13 protein-coding genes are annotated in these 19,709 nt (G+C 46.3%); 2 read left to right on the top strand and 11 right to left on the bottom strand.

The features are described 5' to 3' along the window. Nucleotides 1-2: 2 nt before the first annotated feature. The 6 genes from AC58QG_RS26675 to AC58QG_RS26650 all read right to left on the bottom strand — a co-directional run bounded on the left by AC58QG_RS26675 (nt 3) and on the right by AC58QG_RS26650 (nt 11,265). Nucleotides 3-2,213, bottom strand: coding sequence for an alpha-galactosidase (locus tag AC58QG_RS26675; RefSeq protein WP_497365125.1), 2,211 nt, complete (start codon nt 2,211-2,213; stop codon nt 3-5). Nucleotides 2,214-2,237: 24 nt separating this feature from the next. Then, nucleotides 2,238-3,620, bottom strand: a complete 1,383-nt coding sequence (locus AC58QG_RS26670; RefSeq protein WP_497365124.1) for an MATE family efflux transporter — start codon at nt 3,618-3,620, stop codon at nt 2,238-2,240. Nucleotides 3,621-3,633: 13 nt separating this feature from the next. Next, complete coding sequence (locus tag AC58QG_RS26665) at nt 3,634-5,019, bottom strand: family 4 glycosyl hydrolase (RefSeq protein WP_497365123.1); 1,386 nt, start codon at nt 5,017-5,019, stop codon at nt 3,634-3,636. Nucleotides 5,020-5,185: 166 nt separating this feature from the next. Then, nucleotides 5,186-8,689 carry a fibronectin type III domain-containing protein gene (locus tag AC58QG_RS26660; RefSeq protein ID WP_497365122.1) on the bottom strand — a complete coding sequence of 1,168 codons (3,504 nt, stop codon included), beginning with the start codon at nt 8,687-8,689 and terminating at the stop codon, nt 5,186-5,188. 118 nt (nt 8,690-8,807) lie between these two features. Beyond that, nucleotides 8,808-9,611: a hypothetical protein gene (locus tag AC58QG_RS26655; RefSeq protein WP_497365121.1), complete on the bottom strand. Its 804-nt coding sequence runs from the start codon at nt 9,609-9,611 to the stop codon at nt 8,808-8,810. A gap of 355 nt (nt 9,612-9,966) precedes the next feature. Further along, nucleotides 9,967-11,265 carry a sn-glycerol-1-phosphate dehydrogenase gene (locus AC58QG_RS26650; protein ID WP_497365120.1) on the bottom strand — a complete coding sequence of 433 codons (1,299 nt, stop codon included), beginning with the start codon at nt 11,263-11,265 and terminating at the stop codon, nt 9,967-9,969. Nucleotides 11,266-11,382: 117 nt separating this feature from the next. On the opposite strand from AC58QG_RS26650, the gene AC58QG_RS26645 reads away from it, so the two are divergent. After that, a complete protein-coding gene (locus AC58QG_RS26645; RefSeq protein WP_497365119.1) occupies nt 11,383-12,096 on the top strand; it encodes a DUF2161 domain-containing phosphodiesterase in 714 nt (237 codons plus the stop codon). Nucleotides 12,097-12,163: 67 nt separating this feature from the next. Here the strand turns inward: AC58QG_RS26645 and AC58QG_RS26640 are convergent, their stop codons facing one another. The 5 genes from AC58QG_RS26640 to AC58QG_RS26620 form a co-directional block, all read right to left on the bottom strand. Further along, nucleotides 12,164-13,114, bottom strand: coding sequence for an NAD(P)/FAD-dependent oxidoreductase (locus AC58QG_RS26640; RefSeq protein WP_497365118.1), 951 nt, complete (start codon nt 13,112-13,114; stop codon nt 12,164-12,166). A 74-nt stretch (nt 13,115-13,188) separates the two neighbouring features. Continuing rightward, complete coding sequence (locus tag AC58QG_RS26635; protein WP_497365117.1) at nt 13,189-14,418, bottom strand: MFS transporter; 1,230 nt, start codon at nt 14,416-14,418, stop codon at nt 13,189-13,191. Between the two features lie 104 nt (nt 14,419-14,522). Then, nucleotides 14,523-15,845 (bottom strand): ABC transporter substrate-binding protein, encoded by a 1,323-nt coding sequence (locus AC58QG_RS26630; protein ID WP_497365116.1) that lies wholly within the window; start codon nt 15,843-15,845, stop codon nt 14,523-14,525. Nucleotides 15,846-16,004: 159 nt separating this feature from the next. Further along, nucleotides 16,005-16,841 (bottom strand): carbohydrate ABC transporter permease, encoded by an 837-nt coding sequence (locus AC58QG_RS26625; protein ID WP_497365115.1) that lies wholly within the window; start codon nt 16,839-16,841, stop codon nt 16,005-16,007. Then, entirely contained in the window at nt 16,841-17,710 is an 870-nt protein-coding gene (locus AC58QG_RS26620) for a carbohydrate ABC transporter permease (RefSeq protein WP_497365289.1), read from the bottom strand. Before AC58QG_RS26620 ends, AC58QG_RS26625 begins: the two co-directional genes overlap by 1 nt. A 198-nt stretch (nt 17,711-17,908) precedes the next feature. On the opposite strand from AC58QG_RS26620, the gene AC58QG_RS26615 reads away from it, so the two are divergent. Further along, nucleotides 17,909-19,708, top strand: a complete 1,800-nt coding sequence (locus AC58QG_RS26615; RefSeq protein ID WP_497365114.1) for a cache domain-containing sensor histidine kinase — start codon at nt 17,909-17,911, stop codon at nt 19,706-19,708. The last annotated feature ends 1 nt before the right edge of the window (nt 19,709 follow it).

Genomic DNA, 19,709 nt, shown 5'->3' with positions numbered 1-19,709 from the left:
TGTCATTCCTCCATTTTCAATCGGTAAAGGCGGCTTCGATAATCGCCCTTCCAGATCGGTAAATTAAGACCTACGTGCATGAGTTCGTCTCCTCCAAATATTTCCACACGCTCATCCGGATCTCCCGCATCATATAGTAAATAATTACTCTCTGGTGCGAGGCCCTTCAATCGCAATTTCCTGAGAGGTGCGTTTGGCTCTGACAGCACTTGAAAAAAAGCGACCAAAGCTTCCTTCTTATCCTCCGAAATAAACATCCAAGCCGCGCTAGTGTGTTCAAATGGATTGATTAGTCGGTAAAATTCACCGAACTGGATCAGCGGCCGCAATTGTTTATACAGCACGACTTGCTGCTTAACGGCTTCCTTGTCTGCTTCCGTGAATGTGGTCAAATCAAGCTCGTAGCCGAAATTCCCCGACATCGCCACATGCCCACGCATATCAAGCGGCGTGGTCCGATGCACTTGATGGTTAGGAACTGCGGAAACATGAGCGCCCATCGTGCTGATTGGATACACGATACTCGTTCCATATTGAATTTTCAGCCGTTCAACGGCGTCCGTATTATCACTCGTCCATGTCTGCGGCATATAGTAGAGCATTCCTGGATCGAACCGCCCTCCGCCGCCAGAACAACTCTCGAACAATACATTTGGAAATGCCGAGGTTATCCGTTCCAACACTTCGTAAAGCCCGAGCATATAACGATGTGCCGTTTCCCGCTGCCGTTCTGGCGGGAGCTGGGCAGAACCAATTTCCGTCATATTGCGGTTCATATCCCATTTCACGTACGTGATGAGGCTGCTCGCAAGGATATCGGTGATGACTTTCACGATGTAGTCTCTGACATCTTGACGCGAATAGTCCAGAATTAACTGCTGCCGGGCTTCTGTCCTCCGCCGCCCTGGTACATGCAGGCACCAGTCGGGATGAGCCCTATACAGGTTACTATCCGGGGACACCATTTCAGGCTCGAACCATAGACCGAACTCTAGCTCTTGCTGCTTCACACGGCTTACCAAATCCGCCATGCCTTGTGGAAGCTTGTTTCGATCAACGAACCAATCTCCGAGTGAGCTTTTATCATTGTCACGTTTGCCGAACCAACCATCGTCCAGCACGAGAAGTTCTAAACCGATCTCCTTCCCCACTCGCGCAAGCTCTTCAATTTTATCCGCGTTGAAATTGAAATAAGTGGCTTCCCAGTTGTTGATCAGAATTGGCCTGTGACGATCACGGTATTGTCCACGGCATAATCGTGTGCGGTACAACTTGTGATAGGTGCGCGACATCCCGCCGATGCCTTCGGCAGAATAAACGAGAACTGCTTCGGGCGTTTGGAAGGCTTGCCCTGGCTCCAAAAGCCACGAAAAATCAAACGAATTGATACCCATCACGACACGAGTCGTTCCATAAGGGTCCACTTCGGCTTGAGCAACAAAGTTCCCGCTGTAAACAAGGCTGAATCCGTAGACCTCTCCGTGATCTTCATCCGCTTGTTTCGAAAGCAGCGCCATGAATGGGTTAAGCGAGTGGCTGCTAGCCCCCCGACGGCTCTCAATCACAGATCCGCCTGTGACAAGCGGGCGTCTTTCGATATGACGCTCGCGCGCCCATGTACCAGATAAATGAAGCATATCGAAATCGCTGCGAGAAATATCGATACCGAAGCTCAATGCTCGCAGCAGCTTGATGGACTGATTACTCTCATTCAAAAATCGAACAGACCGGGTAATCGCGTCTAAATCACGAAATACGGTATAGGTAAGAATGACCTTTAAACCGATCAACGGATCACTCAATACGATATCGATGCTTTCTGCTTCGCTCTCATCCTCCGTATAGGTCGACGGCAGTCCCTCTAACGGTGCTTTTCCCGCGTAAATCCGGTGGGACTCATAGACAAGTTCACTGACTGTCGTGCCGTCTTCCATTTGAACCTGATAGGCCGGAACTCGATAATCACTCCCTCCATATCCCGGAAATTCCTGCGGTAATGTATCCAAAGATAGTGTCAGATCATCCGGATCCGTGGATGGAGAGAAAGAGCAGCGTCGTCTCGTAGCGAGCAGCCCTCCCGGATTGCTTCCACGCACTTGACGCCCCCAATGAACGTGGGCCACATATTTGGATTTGATCAGTTGCATGATATAGCTCGATGACTTCCCTTGAAGATGGAAGGTTTGTGAATTCGAATCGTACACAATCCCCATTTTGTCGCGTCCCCTTTGTGCGTATTAAACCTTGAGATACTTCCAAGCCCCGCGTTTAAACCTCAAATAAATCAGATTAGATCTGAGAAACTGATCACTTGCAACCGCACTCCATAAGCCAATCATGCCCCAATGGAAGACATATACAAACAAGTAACTCAGTACAACCCTGATTCCCCACACGCCAATGAATGTTGAATATAAGGGATAACGGGTATCTCCTGCTCCTCGTAACGCGCCTCCAAGAACAAATTGCGATATTTGCGACACTTGGATACATCCTACGATTCGAAGGGCCCAAGCCCCTTCACGAATAATCGTTTCATCGTTCGTATACAGCCTAAGGATATGCGGAGCGAACAAAATGAATAGCGCTCCCATAAATCCGGCCACGATCATGCCGTATTTTCGAACCTGCCATACGTATCGTTCAGCAAGATCGGGTTTGCTTACACCGAGGGTTTGCCCAACTAGCGTAGAAGCTGCTATGGCAAAAGCAGCCCCCGGCATAAATGAAATGCCAATGATGCTCGTTACAATTTGTGATGCCGCGACGGCAACGGTCCCCAATCCGGCACAAATTTTTACAAACGTCATAATCCCTAATCGCATAATCAACTGTTCAAGACTGCTCGGTATGCCAATCCTTAACATTCGGCTGATCATTGCTTTATCCAAACGGCTTATCTCTGACCAGCCAATGCGGACCGTAAATCTTCCGCTGAACATAACAACGATAAAGCAAATCATCGCTCCGGACTGAACCACCAAAGTAGCGATTGCCGCACCCGTAATGCCCATTTGTGGTAAATCGAGATGACCGTAAATCAGCAGGAACCCGAGGGTTACATTCACGCAGCCTGCCAGCACATTGATTTTCATCGGTGTTCGGGTGTCTCCCGAGCCTCGCAGAATAGCTGATAAAGCAGACGAGATGGAGGAAAAGCCGATCGAGAAAAACATGATCTTTGCATAGGGCAACCCAACTTGAACGACCTCATCACTAGCTCCCATCAGTTGAAGCAGACTCTCCGCAAAGGTAACTCCAAGGGAAACAATAAGGACAGATAGAACAGTACCGAGCATAAGCGATTGCCCTGCAGCCAAATTTGCGTCCCCCATCTTCCCCGCTCCAGTGGAACGAGCAACGATAACGGTTGTACCCGAATTCAGCGCAGCAAATAGTACGCCCAATAATAAATACGGTTGGCTTGTTAAGCCAACAGCTGCCACAGCAACGGCCCCGAGGTGTCCGACTAGGATCATCATCACCATTTGGGTTGCATTCATGAGCAGCATTTCCGTCAAAGATGGACCTGCCAATTTGAAAATCATCCGGCGAACAGCTTTATCGTCCTGTGGATTGATGGAGGCGGATTCGCTGTATATCGCTGCATCTACACTCATGGCTGACCCGCCATCAGATGTTCCATCCAGGCAAATAAGCTTTCGTATTTTGCAGCATGTGATCGAACAATACTTCCGCATCATGGATATCGATCTTCACTAGCGGATCGTTGACAAACGCTTTGAATGCTAGGTTTTTGTCCTTTTGGAGAGCAGCTTTCAAAATTAACTCCTGATTCAGCGTATGCTGCAAGACCAGATTATTCACTTCCATCGGAAGCTCACCTGCGTAAACTGGACGCAAGCTATTCGCAGCGAACACAGCATTCGTTTCTACAACTGCTCCCAGCGGAATACCTTTCATTTGACCAACGTTCGGAACGTTAATATTGGTTACAAATTGCTCAAGTCCGATTAGGCCTTTTAATTGTCTAACTTCTTCTTCTCCGGATGTCTTGAGCGGTAGTTTCTCCTCACCACTTAACAGCTTCCCGTAAAATAGCTCGGTTGCAGCATGCTTTTCGACACGGCTTTGGACTGTTGTTAAACCGAACTTCCATGACCGAACCGTCTCTGGATCTTTCATATACCAAGGAGGCATAAATTCCGCCAGATGGCGGTCCCCTGCCGCAGCAATAACGCCATAACGCCGAAACAAATCAAACTTCACACGGTTAGCGGCTGTATACGTATTCGTCATCCAGGCATCTTTGTTATGTTCGAAGCCCGATTCATAGTACTTATCTACGAACTTCCGGTACATCGGAATTAGGTCCATATTTTGATATGTCGCTTGATCAATCCATGTGAAATGATTAATACCAAGCACATTCACTTTCACTTGATCGCGATGTACACCTTCTATGCCCTCCATATCACGCAGCATGCGAATCAACAGCCCTTGTGTACCGAATATCTCATGGCAGCAACCAAGTGCTTTAATTTTTGGAAACACTTCATAGAGCGTCCGTGTACAGAGCGTCATCGGATTCGTATAGTTGAACACCCAGGCATCCGGCGAAAAGCGCTCAATGGCTTGGGCAATTTCTACGTACATGGGAATGGTGCGCAACGCTCTGAGCACCCCCCCAGGTCCAGTTGTATCGCCAACCGCTTGATAAATACCGTATTTTTCCGGCGCATGGACATCGGATGCCATTTCCTCGAAAGTGCCTGGAAGAATCGAAATAAAGACAAAATCGCATCCATGCAGCGCCTCTTGGAGCGTCGGATACGCTTTGTATGTCCATTTGGACTTCGTCTCTGCATAATCAGAAACCGAATTACCCAGCTTTTCATTATTTTTGGCTTTCCCGTAGTCAAGATCATACAAGCGAATCGTGCCCGATAATTGACCATCCAGCGCCAAGTCGGCAATCAGATTTTTAGCCCAATACATCGAGCCGCCGCCAATATAAGCGATTTGAATATCGCTGACTTTCTCCTGAGCAAATTTCATGTTGCCCCTCCTTCATCATGTAGAACCAACTAGCATTAGCTACCAGTATAGAAAACAATTCCGCATAACGGGATGGCAAAAATTAAGTGGGGTTGTGATTTTTTACACTTTTACTATCGAAAAAACGGCACCCCTCATCTAGAGGACTGCCGTTTGGATCATGCCATTAATGCGGAACCACCACTTGAGTCGAGGCTTTTGCTACGTTGCCGGCCGTATCAGTTACCGTATACGTGATCGTATAGATGCGGTCGTTTCCTTTACCGGAACGCTCTGCGCGGAGGCTAAACGATTTATCGAATGTTCCGAACGCCGCGTCTTGGATGTCGTTAACCGTATTGCCGTCGCCTTGCCCGTTATCCTGCTCGTTCGAGACAATCGACGTCAACACGACGGATGCAATATCGGAGCCGGTCCCATCCGCATACACGCTCGCAGTGACCGTCACCATCTTGTGGTTCGGAGGGTTAAGCACTGGCTTGTCGACCGATAGCGTAAGCTTTGGAGCGATCTTGTCGATATTCGCAACCGCCGCCGTTGCCGTACCTTTATTGCCTGCTGCATCGACGAACTCAAACGTGAAGCTTCCGTTGTCGCTGAACGTATGGCTGAGCGAGCCGTCGTTATTCGTGACCGTAACTGACTCGCTCGGCGTAATCGTGGCAATCACGTTCCCATTGGTCAGCGAAGAGGTGCTATATGCAACGGCAGCTGTCGGAGCTGTCTGATCCGCCAAAGTTGTTACATGAAGCGTCAGTCCACCTAGTGTCGAGTATTCAGAACTATTCACAGCTTCACTGACAGCTTTAACCCTGAATGTATACTCCGTATTTGGCGCAAGACCGATAGCAGTATATGTAAAAACGTTAGCTGCCAAGGTTGCTAGCTTCGTATTTCCATTATAAATCTGATAGCTTGAAGCCGGGATTGACGTATTGGAACCGGACCAGCTAAGTGAAATACTGGTATCTGTTTTCGCAGCAACCGTTAAGGCAGAATTCGGGACAAAGGATATAGGTCCAAAAGCCTTAACTTCATTTACGTTAATGTCACCATCAACTTCATCAACCGTAAATTTAATAAATCTTGCATTTACAGGCGCAGCAAGTGTAATCCTCTCTGCAATTTTAGTAATGGCGGGATTGCCATATTTACCTTGTCCCACGCGGTCGTCGGTAAGTATCTTAATCCATTTATTACTGTTTGGATTCGTGAATGCTTCACCCTCCGTTGCATAATAGAAAGAAACTTTTTTCAACTTGTTCTGATAGCTATAGTATTCCAGCACACTAACAGGGGTTGTTTCTCCAATATCAGCCATCATCCATGCCGATGTGGAACCTTTGAGAGAAACCCATCGGGAACCATCCGCATCATTATCAAGTGCCTTATTAGCTCCATAGCTGCTTGTATCATCGTTCCAGACTCTCGGATACTGTACTTCCTTATTAAATAAAAGATTATCGGAACCGTTCTTTATACCGGAGGTTGTAACTTGGTCCTCTGCCGCTGCAGCAGACAATGTACCTCTTCTTATGGCGTAAACCTTTACTTGATACGACGTTCCAGGGGAAAGATCTTTTACCGTATAGGATGTACCCTGATAATCATCCAGCACTACTCTCTCAACAGCGTCAGTAACCAGTGCCACTCTATAACTCTGAGCATCAGTTACTGCATCCCAGACCATGTTTATGGATTTATCCGATGCGGCTGTCGCTGTCACTGATGATGGAGGATTGGGAACAATCGGATTGCCATCGGTCTGTAATAGTTTAACTTCACTTTCTGCTGAAAGCATCGGCTTGAAAGAATATGGATCTGTATATACGGTTTTCACAGAAAGATTGTAAATGGCCCCGGGGTCTAACTGTGTTAGGTTATAACTATTTGAACCAGCATGATCTACAAGTAACTTTCCGTTATCATAAATAACGAAATGATCAGCAGGAACACGATCCCAAGAAATAGTTGCTTCTGAACCGCCAGAGTAACTGATTGTCACATTTTTAGGTTTTTGAGGCGCATTGTAAATCTCAAGCTCCGTCATACGTGGCGGACCCGTCATTGTAAATGTGGAAGCATTCGTCGTGTTGGAGCCTGAACCGTTTTCAAAAAATAATTTCACATATCGGGAACTATACGTTCCTCCCAAATCTATGAGATATTCTTTATCTACGGTATCATCGCCGGTGTTAGGACCCGTATAGATAAATGATGGAATTGAACTAAATACGATGTTGTCAACATCTGTACGATCATTTTCTTCATTTGAGACATAAATGTTAACGGTTTTTAATCTTGAAGTTTCAGCAAAGAGCTTAATTTGACTAAAGTCCATTTTCTTTCCTAAATCGATAATAACATTACCCTTTTTGGAGCTTTCTGTACCTATCCAGTTCAAAACGCCAAGTGCGGAATAATTGTTCTGGGGTACTGTCGTCGAATAAGTAACAGGGTCTTTTTGTACACCATCGGTTAGTCTTTCTGCCTTAGCGTTAGCTATTTGGAACGCATTACCAGTTGTAGGGCCAACATTGTAAGCTTTTTTACCGTAAGCAAGGTTAACTGGAGAAACACCTACCGCAGACTTATAAAGCGTCATATCAGAAAGGTAAATTTTGGCATCCTTGACATTCGGATTCGACTTATCAGCCTTACGGTAAATCCCCCATTTAGGGCGGTTAATCATATCGTCAACTGCAGGATACGGCCCCTCAAACGTCGTTTCGTTATATTTCACCTCAGGGCGTCTCCAGATATCAAGAACTCTGTTAGGATCATTGTATTCCATCAAAATTTGCCCGGTTTCATTGTCTTTCATCGTCATTGTGACCCAACCAGACTCAGAGTTAAGAATTTTGACTGTAATATCAACCCATTTGTCCTTAATGGCATTCAGTGGGTAACTAGCAAGCGTCTCTTGCCCCGCATCCGTACCAATATCAGCATAACGGAACTCCAAATTTTGCGTAGCTGATGATGAAACCGTAAACGTAAGTATCGGATTTCCATCCTCAGCGCTAGAGAAGTTCGGATATTTAACTGCGTCATGAAGTGGTAATGTGCTTCCAACTAGACCATAAGAGTTGTACGCCTTGTATTGGAATATATGAAAGAAACCATCAGGCTTTGTAAGCTCTTTATCTATCTTTAGCTTCCAGTGATAGGCTGTAATATCATTTTCCAAGCCTATCCGATCTCTGCTTTCTTCAGGTGGTCTAATTTCAATTCTTTGTCTGTCGTCGTTACCACCGATAAAAGTGCCGGTAGCGCTGTCGTAAGTCGTATTATGCAAATAACAGGAATAGCAATCGCTTCCATTCACTTCTACCTTAAAAACGTCTTTACCTAAAGTTTGATCATAGAAATTTGCAACATGTCTTTCCGCTTCTTCCCCGAGGATGTCTCTTGCCGTTTTTGTAGCACCCTCGACAGGATTATCCGTACCAAAAGCTTCGCCAAAGACTGCGTATGGTGACTTGTTTGGATCGGCATTTATGGAAACAGAATTGCCGCCATGGCTATTCATAAAACCCGGATCAAGTACATCAATAGGGGATGAACTAGCTGCTGACAAAACTGAAACAGGCCATATTCCGATATCAGAGACAACTAATAATGCTAATAATAATGCTGAAATTTTCCTGAAACGCTTTAAAAAATTCATTGTAGTTGACCCCTTTCATTGAATAAAAAATGAGAAGGCAAGACTAACCTTACCACCTCATTTCTTGCTATGCCACTAAGTGATTTAATTTACTTTTGGGACACCACGTTGACAGAGATTATTCAGTAATTTGGAAGTTGGCGAACTGGATTTTGGCTTCCGGCATACCGGAGTAGATTTTGCGATAAATGCCCCATTTCGGACGGTTGATCGATGCTCCTTCTCTCCAGTTATCCTTAGTGCCGCTATAGGACATCAATACGGTGCCATCGAGTTTCTTGAGAGTCATATTAATGGAACCGCTATCTGTATGCTTCACCGTAATTGATGCTTCTACCCATTGACCGTCAATGTTAGAGAATGCAGTTTGGGCTAGCGTTTCCACTTCATCCATCGTAGCCCCAATCGGGCTATGTCTAAATTTTAGGTAACCGTCATCTAACGAGAAAGTTAGTATCGGAGCACCGTCATCCCCGTCCTGTGCTTTCAATTGAAAAATATGGTGAAAATTTCCTGTCGGCGACATCGGATATGGGCTTACCGCTCTAAACTGCCATTTGTAAGTAGTCGTTTGTCCGTTAGTTGCCGTTACATTGCTCGGTGAGCTCTTGTAGGCTTTTACTTCAAGCCGTTGGCGGTCGGTATTGCTGCCGTCCAATGCTGCGGTATCCGAAGAGGTGCCTACTTTGAATTGGAGTACGTTACCAACATGAGTAGAGGTGGATTCGTATAGATGGCTTGAATCGGTTGGCCCGTCGATCGGGTCTGAACCCAGATACTGCTGGAAGATTTCGAGTGCAGTCTTTCCAGTATTCGGACCATCGGAATTTATCGTTACGGTAGCTGCATATACGGTAGCTGCAATTGCAATCGTGGATACGAGCGTTAAGCTGGAAATAATCAATTTAAACTTTTTTTTCATTACATTTCCCCTCCATAACTGATTGATATTTCTGAGAAACGGTTAGCTAAACTGTGTTGATTTGATCGTTAAGATCGTTAACAGATAAAGTCACACGTTCGTTCCACTTTAAGAGCCGCCATCCTCCTCTCGATAGTACCTAGGCCGCTTCAAGGCTTTTATTATGTCTGCGCTTACATTCCCTTGAATGTTAATATCATAATCCCTATTAGAATTAAGCTGTATGAAGTAATTTACGATAGGAATGTATTTTTTTAACATTTTGGCCTCTTTGTCTAAAATAACCTGAGGTTCAGTATGAAAAAATCCTCCCGACAATATGGGAGGATTGGGACATGCATGCTATAGAAGATGCTTACAGCAGACGCTGTAAGCGTAAGATCGTGAACCGGTTGCGCACGAACAGCGCATCCTGCAATGACGCCTCCACCAGCGCTGGCTCTACGCCAAGCTGGTCCGGCGTTACCGGCCCCTGCACCGCCGCGAGCCACGCAGCAAGCTGCTCCGGCGCCGGAACCGCGCGGGCGATGCTCTGCACATCGCCCCAGTGCATCACGATGCGCGCCCCCAGCGCACGCGCATCAACCCCCATCGCCGACGCATTCTCGGCGATGATGGCCTCGGCCATGGCCCCGTAGGCCGCCCGGATGCGTTCCGCATCCGTCTGCGCACTCGGGGCCTGCCCTTGCGCTAGGCGCGCAGCGGCCTCGTCGGCCGTGAGCCCCAGCAGCGCCTGATAGCGCTGCGCCATGAGCACGGTCGCGACGCCGACCTTCGCGCCGTGCAGCAGCGCCCGACGGCGCTGCTGCAGAAGCACCATCTCCCAATAATGGGAGAGATGGTGCTCAGCCCCGGAGGCCGGCCGAGAGTGGCCGACCAAGAGCATGGAAAGGCCGGATAGGATCAGGCCTTCCATTAATCGACGCATGCCCAGCTCGGTGCGCTGCGCGATCTCTTCCAGATGTGCGGTGCACAGCTCCACCGATTCCAAAGTCATACGAGCGCTGAGCTCGCAGTAGTGCTCGTCCAGCAGCACGCGGCCGAGTGCCCAGTCCGCGAGCGAGGTATGCTTGCCGAGCATGTCGCCAACGCCTGCGGCAATCATCGCCTGTGGCGCCCCAGCGAGTATGCCCAAATCGGCGAAGATCGCCTCGGGCGCTGAGCACGGGATCGTCTGTTTGAAGCCTCGAACGATGAGCGGTGCGCCAACAGAGGCAAACCCGTCAACCGACGGTGCTGTCGGCACGGAGAGAAATGGCCTATTCGTGCGATGACTGACGAATCGCACAATATCATGAATCGTCCCCGAACCAACGGCGATCAAGACTTTCGACGTTAATGAGGTGTCCAACATCAATTGAACGATAGCTTCCTCATCGGCGGCCACTTCCCCCATCCCGTTCTCACGAATCACGCTAAGGCCAACGCTCACCTGGGCATCTTCCAACAGGGAGTGCAGCTTTTCACCAGCCACAGCATATGTATTCGCGTCCGCAACTAGCGTTACTTCCGCATAGCCTGCTTCCCTCACATAATCAACAATAGCAGCTAAAGCCTCTCGTTCTATGACAATCCGGCGAATCGGAATCTCATGCTTTTGTCCGCAGACGCACGCCAAGCTTTTACCCAACCATTCATTTAATAATTCACTCATATCCTCATCTCCTGACTCGTACGTACAAGTGATTCTCCCTCCTATTCTAGCGTAACCTATGCTATAATGAAAGCCATTCTATCAGACTTTTCGCACGAAAAGAGGAGACAATCCCTCATGCCGATCCAATCCGAAACAGAGCTGTATGCCCCGATCAAACACTTCTTCGAACAGCGTGGCTATACCGTCCGCGGGGAAGTTAAGCACTGTGACTTAGTGGCCATTCGAGGCGAAGAACCGCCTATTATTGTTGAATTAAAAAAAAGCTTTAATATCCCGCTTCTCGTTCAAGGTATTGAACGATTACGGCTTACACAAGACGTATATGTCGCCTTCGAGCTCCCTAACAAGGGGAAAGCCCCCCATCGTGTGCAATGGGAGGATATTCGCCGGCTTTGTCGCATGCTTGGGCTAGGTGTCTTAACGGTCCAATTCTACAAACGCAAACAGCCCACAGTCGATCTCGTCTGTGAGCCTACACCTTATACCTTGCGCCCCAACAAGAGGGCTTCTGGCAAGCTGATGACCGAATTCCATGAGCGCAGCGGTGACTATAATGTCGGAGGCAGCTCCCAGCAGAAGCTAATGACAGCTTACCGCGAGAAATCGCTGCATTGCGCCTATCTAATGCAGCAGCACGGTCCTTTGAGTCCGCGCAAGCTGCGTGAGTTTACGAGTAACATGAATGTAAGCTCACTACTCCAACAAAACTACTATCGTTGGTTCGTCAGACAAAGCCGAGGCATATATCATCTGACCCCTAGCGGCGAGAAGGCCCTAGTAGAGTATGCTCACGTAGTAGCAGCTTTCCCAACTGTATCTGCCCCGTAGTGTTTATCTAATGTTCAATTCACTATTGTCCGATCTTCTGTCCTTCATCTCTTAATCCTTCGTTTACCTAAGACCGAATAACAACTCGATGAACATTCGCCTCTTCGTTCATTCTGAGCAGCGCCTTGTTGATCCAAATGGCCGCCTGCGAGCCTTCACCCATCGCGATCGTCACTTGTTCCGCATGAACCCCAACATCGCCAGCCGCCCAGACGAAAGGAACACTCGTCATTTTACTGCGAGGATCGGTCATAATATGCCGATTCTCCATGCGTTCTGCCCCAAGCTGACGCGCCAGATCCGACTTCACTTCATTGCCACCGAAGGCAATAAAGCCTCTCTCCGCTTCAAGTCGTCTGCCATCTTTCAGCACAACTCCCTGGAAACGTCCTGGGGAATCAGCAATAATCTCGGCAAGATCTTCTGTCATATAGGTAATGCCTTTATTTTTCATTTCCACTAGATATTCACTTTTTACGGCTCGTTGTTGATGATTCACATACGTCATCTTATCTGTTCGATGGCGGAGCTTGATGGCCATAGCTGCTCCTGCATCACCTGATCCCATCACCAGCGTACTGCGATCTTTGATCTCATATCCATCACAATCCGGGCATACATACACGGTCAATCCCAAGCATTCCTTCAGGTTCGGTAACTCAGGCATTCGGTCTATTAAGCCCGTCGCCAGCAGAAGCGTCCTTGCTTCATAGCCGCGGCCACTTTTTCCCCATAGCTCGAAGCCATCCCCGATTCTTCCTTTTGCCACAGCCTGTACAACTTCATCTTGAACAAAAGCAACCCCTAATCGCTCAGCTTGCAGCCTGCCTAATCGCCGCAGTTCTTCCCCTGATACCCCATCTGGCCAACCTAGAATATTATGATAGCTCCTGCATAGGGTAGAACGGCCATAACCTGCGTCAACCACAAGTACCTTATGTTCATATCTGCCTAATTGAACCGCCGCTTGAAGTCCTGCAATGCCTCCTCCGACGATCAAAGTATCTACTTTCTCCATCTGCACAATGCCCCTCTTCTCCAATTCACTATCTTCTAGGATATCCGAATTAAGGGGCTCTCATCCTTATATGCCTATCGATTCTTGATCGACCATATCAAGCCAAATTGCGTCAAAGCGGCTATCAGCAGGATCCATGGAATCAGGCCGCCATCCAAATCGCTCCCGAAGGTAATGAGCACGAGAATGGAAATAACCCGCCCGACATTCAAGAAAAATTCCCGAACAACCACGCTTTCTACCTTTAATTCCCCTTTAAGAGGAAGTCGCGCAATCAAACTATAGTAGAACCCCGTCATGGTATTCCCTTGCAACGGTGCAAAGATGGAGTAAAGAATCATAAAGCCGACCACAGACCACACATTTAAACTTCCTATAATACAGCAGACCCCAACGAGGTAACCCACTGTCGAAATGGTCAAATACATCCGTGCCCTGCCTGCATTCGCATATTTCGAAATAAAGATGCCCATGACAATACTTAAACTCGAATAGAGAACACCGAGATATCCCACCAAGTCTTCACGCGGCAGCACTTTAAATAGAAGAATGTTCGGCAGAAACAACATCGTACCCTGCAATAAGCCCATACCGAAGAAACCAAGCAGTGCTTTCGACCACTCTTGCTTTTTCTTCATGATGAGTCCCGTATATTTCAAATAGTACACACGATGGTGCCCGCTTGATGCCTTAATCTTCAGGGAGATGAATGCCGCCAATACGAACATGATGAAAGCAATCGAGAAGACGATGGTGTATCCGCTTAATCCTTCTTTTAACCGAATAATGAAGCCAGCAAGTGCTGGTCCCGCCAGTGTAGCCGCAGTGAAAAACATCATATTATAGGCCAGATAACGAATTCGATTCTGCTCTGTCGACACATCATACATGAGAGTTAAGTAACCGACCCAGTAGAAACTTCCTGCAAGTCCATTAAATATGGCAAAAAGTATGTAATAATCGACAAGCCGCTCCCCAGCGATACTCACACTTAAATAGAAGATACCGATCAGTACTATACCTAGCCGGTACGAGACCATTCGATCCTTCTTCTTAATCATATAACCACCAACGGCGAACCCAATCGGTGTTAAAATATACACGATCATGCTATAAGTCCCATTCACGACAACACTATGCGTTAACCGCCATAAGTATAAATTAAGAAACACCCCTGACATGGAAGCTCCGAATTGAAAAATGGAATGAATTAATAAGGAAATAACCGCTTCTCGAGACAGCTTTTTCTCTAGTGGAAGCGTATTCCCTCTGCTTTGCAGCCAAGCTCTAATTTTAAGATTCATGATAATCCCCCAGTCCTCTTCATTGTAACAGCCATTGTCACATCTGTTAAACAGCAAAAAGCCTCAGCATTGGCGCTGAGGCTTTACGTACGTCTAGATTCGGGTTACTTCTTAAGGCTATCCCATGTTTTCTGGAATTCTTCCAACATTTGATCCTTCGTATACTTCTTCGCAACATATCCTTGCATAACATCGCCGAATTTCTTACTGGATGCTTCTCCACCTGGGAATTTGAACCAGTTCCAGCTCAGTGTTTTACCAGCTTTGCTGTAAGTGATGATGTCTGCTGCTAATGGGCCAAGTACTTTCTCGTCAGCAGGAATTGTTTTGAAAGCTGGGATAAACTTGAACTCATCTGTGATATATTTCTTACCGATATCGGAGCTAACCATCCAATTCAAGAATTTCTTAGCTTCGTCTTTAACTGCAGAGTTTTTGTTGATAACCCAGTTATTCGGAACGCCTACGAACAATTTGTCGTTCGCTGCTGCGTCATCGCTGATCGGCATTGGCAAGAAGCCAATTTTGATGTCTGGGTTTGTTTTGGAAATTTGAACTTGTGTCCAGTTACCTTGTTGCGTCATAGCCGCTTTACCCGTAGCAAAATCCGTTACTTGTGTGTTGTAGTCGGTTTGTAGAGGGTTCTTGTTGCCATATTGCAATTGAAGGTCGAACAATTTCACCCATTGATTGAACACTTCGTTGCCAGTAATCTTCGCCGTACCTTTGTTCAAACCATCGATGAATGCATTCGGATCCTTCTGATAAGCAAATGGAAGGTTCACGAAATGGTTTCCAAGTACCCACCACTCGGCATAGCCAGTTTCAAAAGGTGTGATACCCGCATCTTTCAGCTTTTTAGCCGCTGCTTCTAATTGAGAGAACGTTTTAGGAAGCTCTGTGATGCCAGCTTTAGCAAATAGGTCTTTATTGTATTGGAAGCCGTAACCTTCAAGGTTAAGTGGTTGACCGTATAGCTTTCCACCTTTAGTCATAGGCTCTTTCGCAACGTCTACAAGATCTTTCACCCAAGGTTGATCGGATAGATCTTCTAGGTTCTCGATCCATTTATCTAGATCTGTGAAACCGCCGTTGTTGAAAATATCCGGTTTGTCACCTGCATTAAACTTCGCAAGCAAGGCAGCACCGTAGTCAGCCCCACCGCCGACTGTGTCGACTTGAATTTTCACGTTCGGGTTCAGCTTCTGATATTCTTGCACCATTTTACCAAGTTGATCTGCGATCTCTACTTTGAATTGGAAAATTTTAATGGTGACTGGCTTGCCGCCAGCAGCAGGTGTTGTTGTCCCTGTTGATGCACCCGTAGTTGGAGCTGGACTTGCTGTCTCGTCTTTTTTCCCGCAACCAGCTGCTAGTACGGACAAGGATAATACTGCCGCCATTGAAACCATTGTTAATTTTTTCATCTAGGTATTGCCTCCCTTTATCTTGTTCCTTTGTTTAAACCCACTTGCTTATTCTTGCCTTGCTTCCTTACATGATTCATTGTAAACACTTACATCCTGGCTTAACACCGAGTATATTGAACATAAAGGTGGAAAATCTTGAACTTATTTGCAATTTTGTTATCCTTTTACTGAACCTGCCGTAATCCCTTCTACGATGTGTTTCTGTAAGAACAAGAAGAAAATAACGATCGGCAACACGCTTAATGTTAACCCAGCAAGCGCTAAATCCCACTGCTTCGTATATTGTCCAAAGAACGAGAAGGTTGCAAGCGGAATGGTCCGCAGCTCTGGATTGCCCAGTACTAGAGATGGAAGCAAATAGTCATTCCAAATCCATAAGCTGTTCAAGATGATAATGGTAATCGACATTGGCTTGAGCAGTGGAAATACGATTTTCCAAAACACACCGTAAGCTGAACTACCATCTACTTTGGCGGACTCCTCAATTTCCAGTGGAATGGACTTGATGAAGCCATGGTACAAGAACACATTTAATGAAACACCGAATCCGTAGTAACATGCAACCAAGCCTAACTTACTATCCATAAAGCCTACTTGACTTGCTACTCGAACCAGCGGAATCATAATCGACTGAAAAGGAATAACCATCGCAGCAACGAAAGCCAAGAAAACAAGGTTATTGAATTTACTTGCTCTCCTCACCATGCGATACGCCGCCATAGAAGAGATGATCACGAGGCCTACATTACTCAAAACAGTAATGAACAAAGAGTTGAAGAACGCCTTTGGAAACTTCATGATGCTCCATACTTTGGTGTAGTTATCTAGATAAAGAGAGCTTGGAAGCTTAGCTGTATTCGCTGCAAGCTCAGGGAACGTCTTCAAGGAATTAGCGATGACAAAATAAAACGGAATTAAGAACAATATGGCGACTAGAATGCCAAGAACTTCAAGAGCAAATAATCGACCCGTATATTTTTTGATGGAAGCCATTAGACCTCAACCTCCTTGCGCTTGGTGTACATCACTTGGATGGTTGAAATGATGGCAACCACGATGAAGAATACGAGAGCTTTGGCTGTACCTAAGCCATAACGATTATTACGGAAAGCTTCTTGATAAATATTGATCGAAACCGACTCCGTGGAATTGAACGGCCCGCCTTTCGTTAAGGAGAAGTTCAAATCAAAGATCTTGAACGACCACGAAATCGTTAGGAACAAGCAGACTGTGACTGCTGGCATGATGAGCGGAACGATAATGCTTCGCAGTACTTGCAAGCGGGATGCCCCATCGATATAAGCTGCTTCGAGCATATCCTTAGGAACGTTCGACAAAGCTGCTATGTAAATAATCATGAGATATCCAGCGCCCTGCCACACACTAACAATAACGATTGCCCAGAAAGCTGTCGGTGAGTCACCTAACCAAGGCAGTTCGAAAAAGCCGATATGCGTGAGATTGCCTAGGGTTGCAAACCCTTTTACAAAGATAAACTGCCAGATAAAACCAAGCAATAAACCACCAATCACGTTAGGCATAAAAAAGATTGTGCGCAGCACATTTCTTGTTTTCAGCGCTTGCGTGAGCAATAAGGCGAGCAAGAAGCCGACGAGGTTCGTCAAAATGACGTTGGTCACGGTCAAGCGTGATGTAAAGTTAAAGGCATTGCGATAATCCTTATCATGGAAGAGGATTTGCTTGAAATTCTCCAGTCCATTGAAGGTCACTTTCGTTGTTACGCCATTCCATTCGGTAAACGAATAATAGATGCTCATCAGAAATGGAATCAAGACCACGATGCTAAAAAATATTAACGCAGGTCCGATAAACACCCATTGCTGAAGCCATCCTGAAAGCATTCTTTTTGTTTTCACTGGGAAGTCCCCCTTACCATTCTGCTACTATACCCAAGTATAGAGTGCCTCAGTACCCCAAAACACAGACGATGATGACGCATTAGGTGGAATTTGTTGACCTCTCCTGCTACAATGTAGGGGAAAATCCCATTATAGAAACCGAGCTGATGAAGCCTGATACGACACAGTATTCGTAATAAATTGATCTTATTTCTGCTCATTGCCACTCTCGTTCCCTTCCTTACCTCCCTTGGCGTCTCCTATTTCTTCACCAAACAGAAGGTGACCGAAGATACGCTGACCAACAATTCCGCCTTACTCTCACAAGGTAAAACGAATCTCGTGAACTATCTGGATGGCGTGGTTCAAGCCTCCTCCACGATTTACACAGGCAGAAATATTGCTGAGCTTGGCCAATTTTATGAGATCATTCAAACGCAGCCCGAGATCAATTATCAGAGCGATAAAGTGATCAAAAGCGGTCTACAGGTCATGTCACATTCGGTTAAGGAAATCAAACAAATTTACCTGTATGCCTCCGTTAGCAACAGTTCATTTCTTACCCACAATGACATTCAAGTAAGCATGGCTGGTAAATATGAGGGACTGCAGCCGTTCCCTGCGGGCAAGCTTGTGTATTTCGAAATCAAGCATCAGAACAATTTGTATGGCATGTCACTCTCTGCATATTCTAACCCAACGCCAGTTATTTCTATGCACCGTAACATCATGTACTCACCTAGTAATCAATCGATTGGTGAGCTTGTTATTGATTTGAATTTGGATCTAGTATCTGATATTTCACAAGGCCTATTCACCCATGATCAAGAGGAACTCTACATATTAGATGAAACGGGACATATCGTATTCGGTCCAGATCCAAGCAAATGGGGACTTCAATTAGACGGCAATTGGGGTGATGAAGCTGTTCACAGTACCCTTGACAAAGGCAGCTATGAATGGTCGAACGGTGCTTTTGCGGGGATTAATATGTATGAGAAAATGCGCACAGACTATCTGAACTGGACGATTGTTAAGCGTCTTCCGTATGAGCAGCTCACCAAGAACGCTCGCCAATTGACCTTCATTAACGCTCTTATCCTTTCGTTCTCCATGCTGATTGTTATGGCTGGAACGGTCTATATTAGTATTCGTTTTACGGCTCCTATCAAGCAATTGATTCGTTACATTACACGGATTCAAACAGGACAAGTTGGGCTTGGAGATCCGCACAGCGACATTGAGTTGACCAGAACCGATGAGATGGGGATACTCGCGAACCGCTTCCATGGACTTATGCAGGACTTAAATCAAATGGTCATGCGCGAATATCGGTTGGAGCTAGCGAATAAATCGAATCAGCTGATGGCGCTGCAAGCACAAATTAATCCGCATTTCTTGAATAATGCCCTGCAATCGATCGGAACACTGGCTTTGCAGCATGAAGCCCCTAAAATTTACACGCTAATTAATTCCTTAGCCAAAATGATGCATTACAGCATGAACACGAACGAATCTATCGTTCCACTACGGAAAGAAATCGACCATATTAAGGCTTATTTAGAGCTGCAGAAGCAGCGTTTTGAACACCAGTTTGATATTGTTTATGCGATTGAAGAAGGAACCCAAACCATTACTGTACCTAAAATGATCCTACAACCGCTTGTCGAAAATTATTTCAAGCATGGTTTTAAACCAAGCCATTCGCAAGACGTCGGCCTGTTGCGTATCGAATCTGCGAAGCTGATTACTCCTGACGGGGACTACTTGAAGCTCACCGTGGCAGATAACGGTATTGGGATGACGGATCAGCGTATGAATGAGGTCCGCAGTCGATTGAAAGCTCCAACGGTCGCGGATGATTCCTATATCGGTTTACGAAATGTTCTTACGCGCGTCCAGCTCTATTTCAATGATGATGCCACATTGGAGATTGACCACGTACATCCCCAAGGCCTGCGGATTGTCATCCATATTCCGATGAAAAAGGGAGTAACCTGAA

Source organism: Paenibacillus sp. J22P169 (assembly GCF_059691995.1).
The sequence above is the reverse complement of the archived record's forward strand: the minus strand, read 5'-3'. Positions and strand labels throughout refer to the sequence as shown.

What these genes read in the sequence shown, in the direction of transcription:
- AC58QG_RS26675 (WP_497365125.1), bottom strand. Translation starts at nt 2,213, where the DNA reads ATGGGGATTGTGTACGATTCGAATTCACAAACCTTCCATCTTCAAGGG.
- AC58QG_RS26670 (WP_497365124.1), bottom strand. Translation starts at nt 3,620, where the DNA reads ATGAGTGTAGATGCAGCGATATACAGCGAATCCGCCTCCATCAATCCA.
- AC58QG_RS26665 (WP_497365123.1), bottom strand. Translation starts at nt 5,019, where the DNA reads ATGAAATTTGCTCAGGAGAAAGTCAGCGATATTCAAATCGCTTATATT.
- AC58QG_RS26660 (WP_497365122.1), bottom strand. Translation starts at nt 8,689, where the DNA reads ATGAATTTTTTAAAGCGTTTCAGGAAAATTTCAGCATTATTATTAGCA.
- AC58QG_RS26655 (WP_497365121.1), bottom strand. Translation starts at nt 9,611, where the DNA reads ATGAAAAAAAAGTTTAAATTGATTATTTCCAGCTTAACGCTCGTATCC.
- AC58QG_RS26650 (WP_497365120.1), bottom strand. Translation starts at nt 11,265, where the DNA reads ATGAGTGAATTATTAAATGAATGGTTGGGTAAAAGCTTGGCGTGCGTC.
- AC58QG_RS26645 (WP_497365119.1), top strand. Translation starts at nt 11,383, where the DNA reads ATGCCGATCCAATCCGAAACAGAGCTGTATGCCCCGATCAAACACTTC.
- AC58QG_RS26640 (WP_497365118.1), bottom strand. Translation starts at nt 13,114, where the DNA reads ATGGAGAAAGTAGATACTTTGATCGTCGGAGGAGGCATTGCAGGACTT.
- AC58QG_RS26635 (WP_497365117.1), bottom strand. Translation starts at nt 14,418, where the DNA reads ATGAATCTTAAAATTAGAGCTTGGCTGCAAAGCAGAGGGAATACGCTT.
- AC58QG_RS26630 (WP_497365116.1), bottom strand. Translation starts at nt 15,845, where the DNA reads ATGAAAAAATTAACAATGGTTTCAATGGCGGCAGTATTATCCTTGTCC.
- AC58QG_RS26625 (WP_497365115.1), bottom strand. Translation starts at nt 16,841, where the DNA reads ATGGCTTCCATCAAAAAATATACGGGTCGATTATTTGCTCTTGAAGTT.
- AC58QG_RS26620 (WP_497365289.1), bottom strand. Translation starts at nt 17,710, where the DNA reads ATGCTTTCAGGATGGCTTCAGCAATGGGTGTTTATCGGACCTGCGTTA.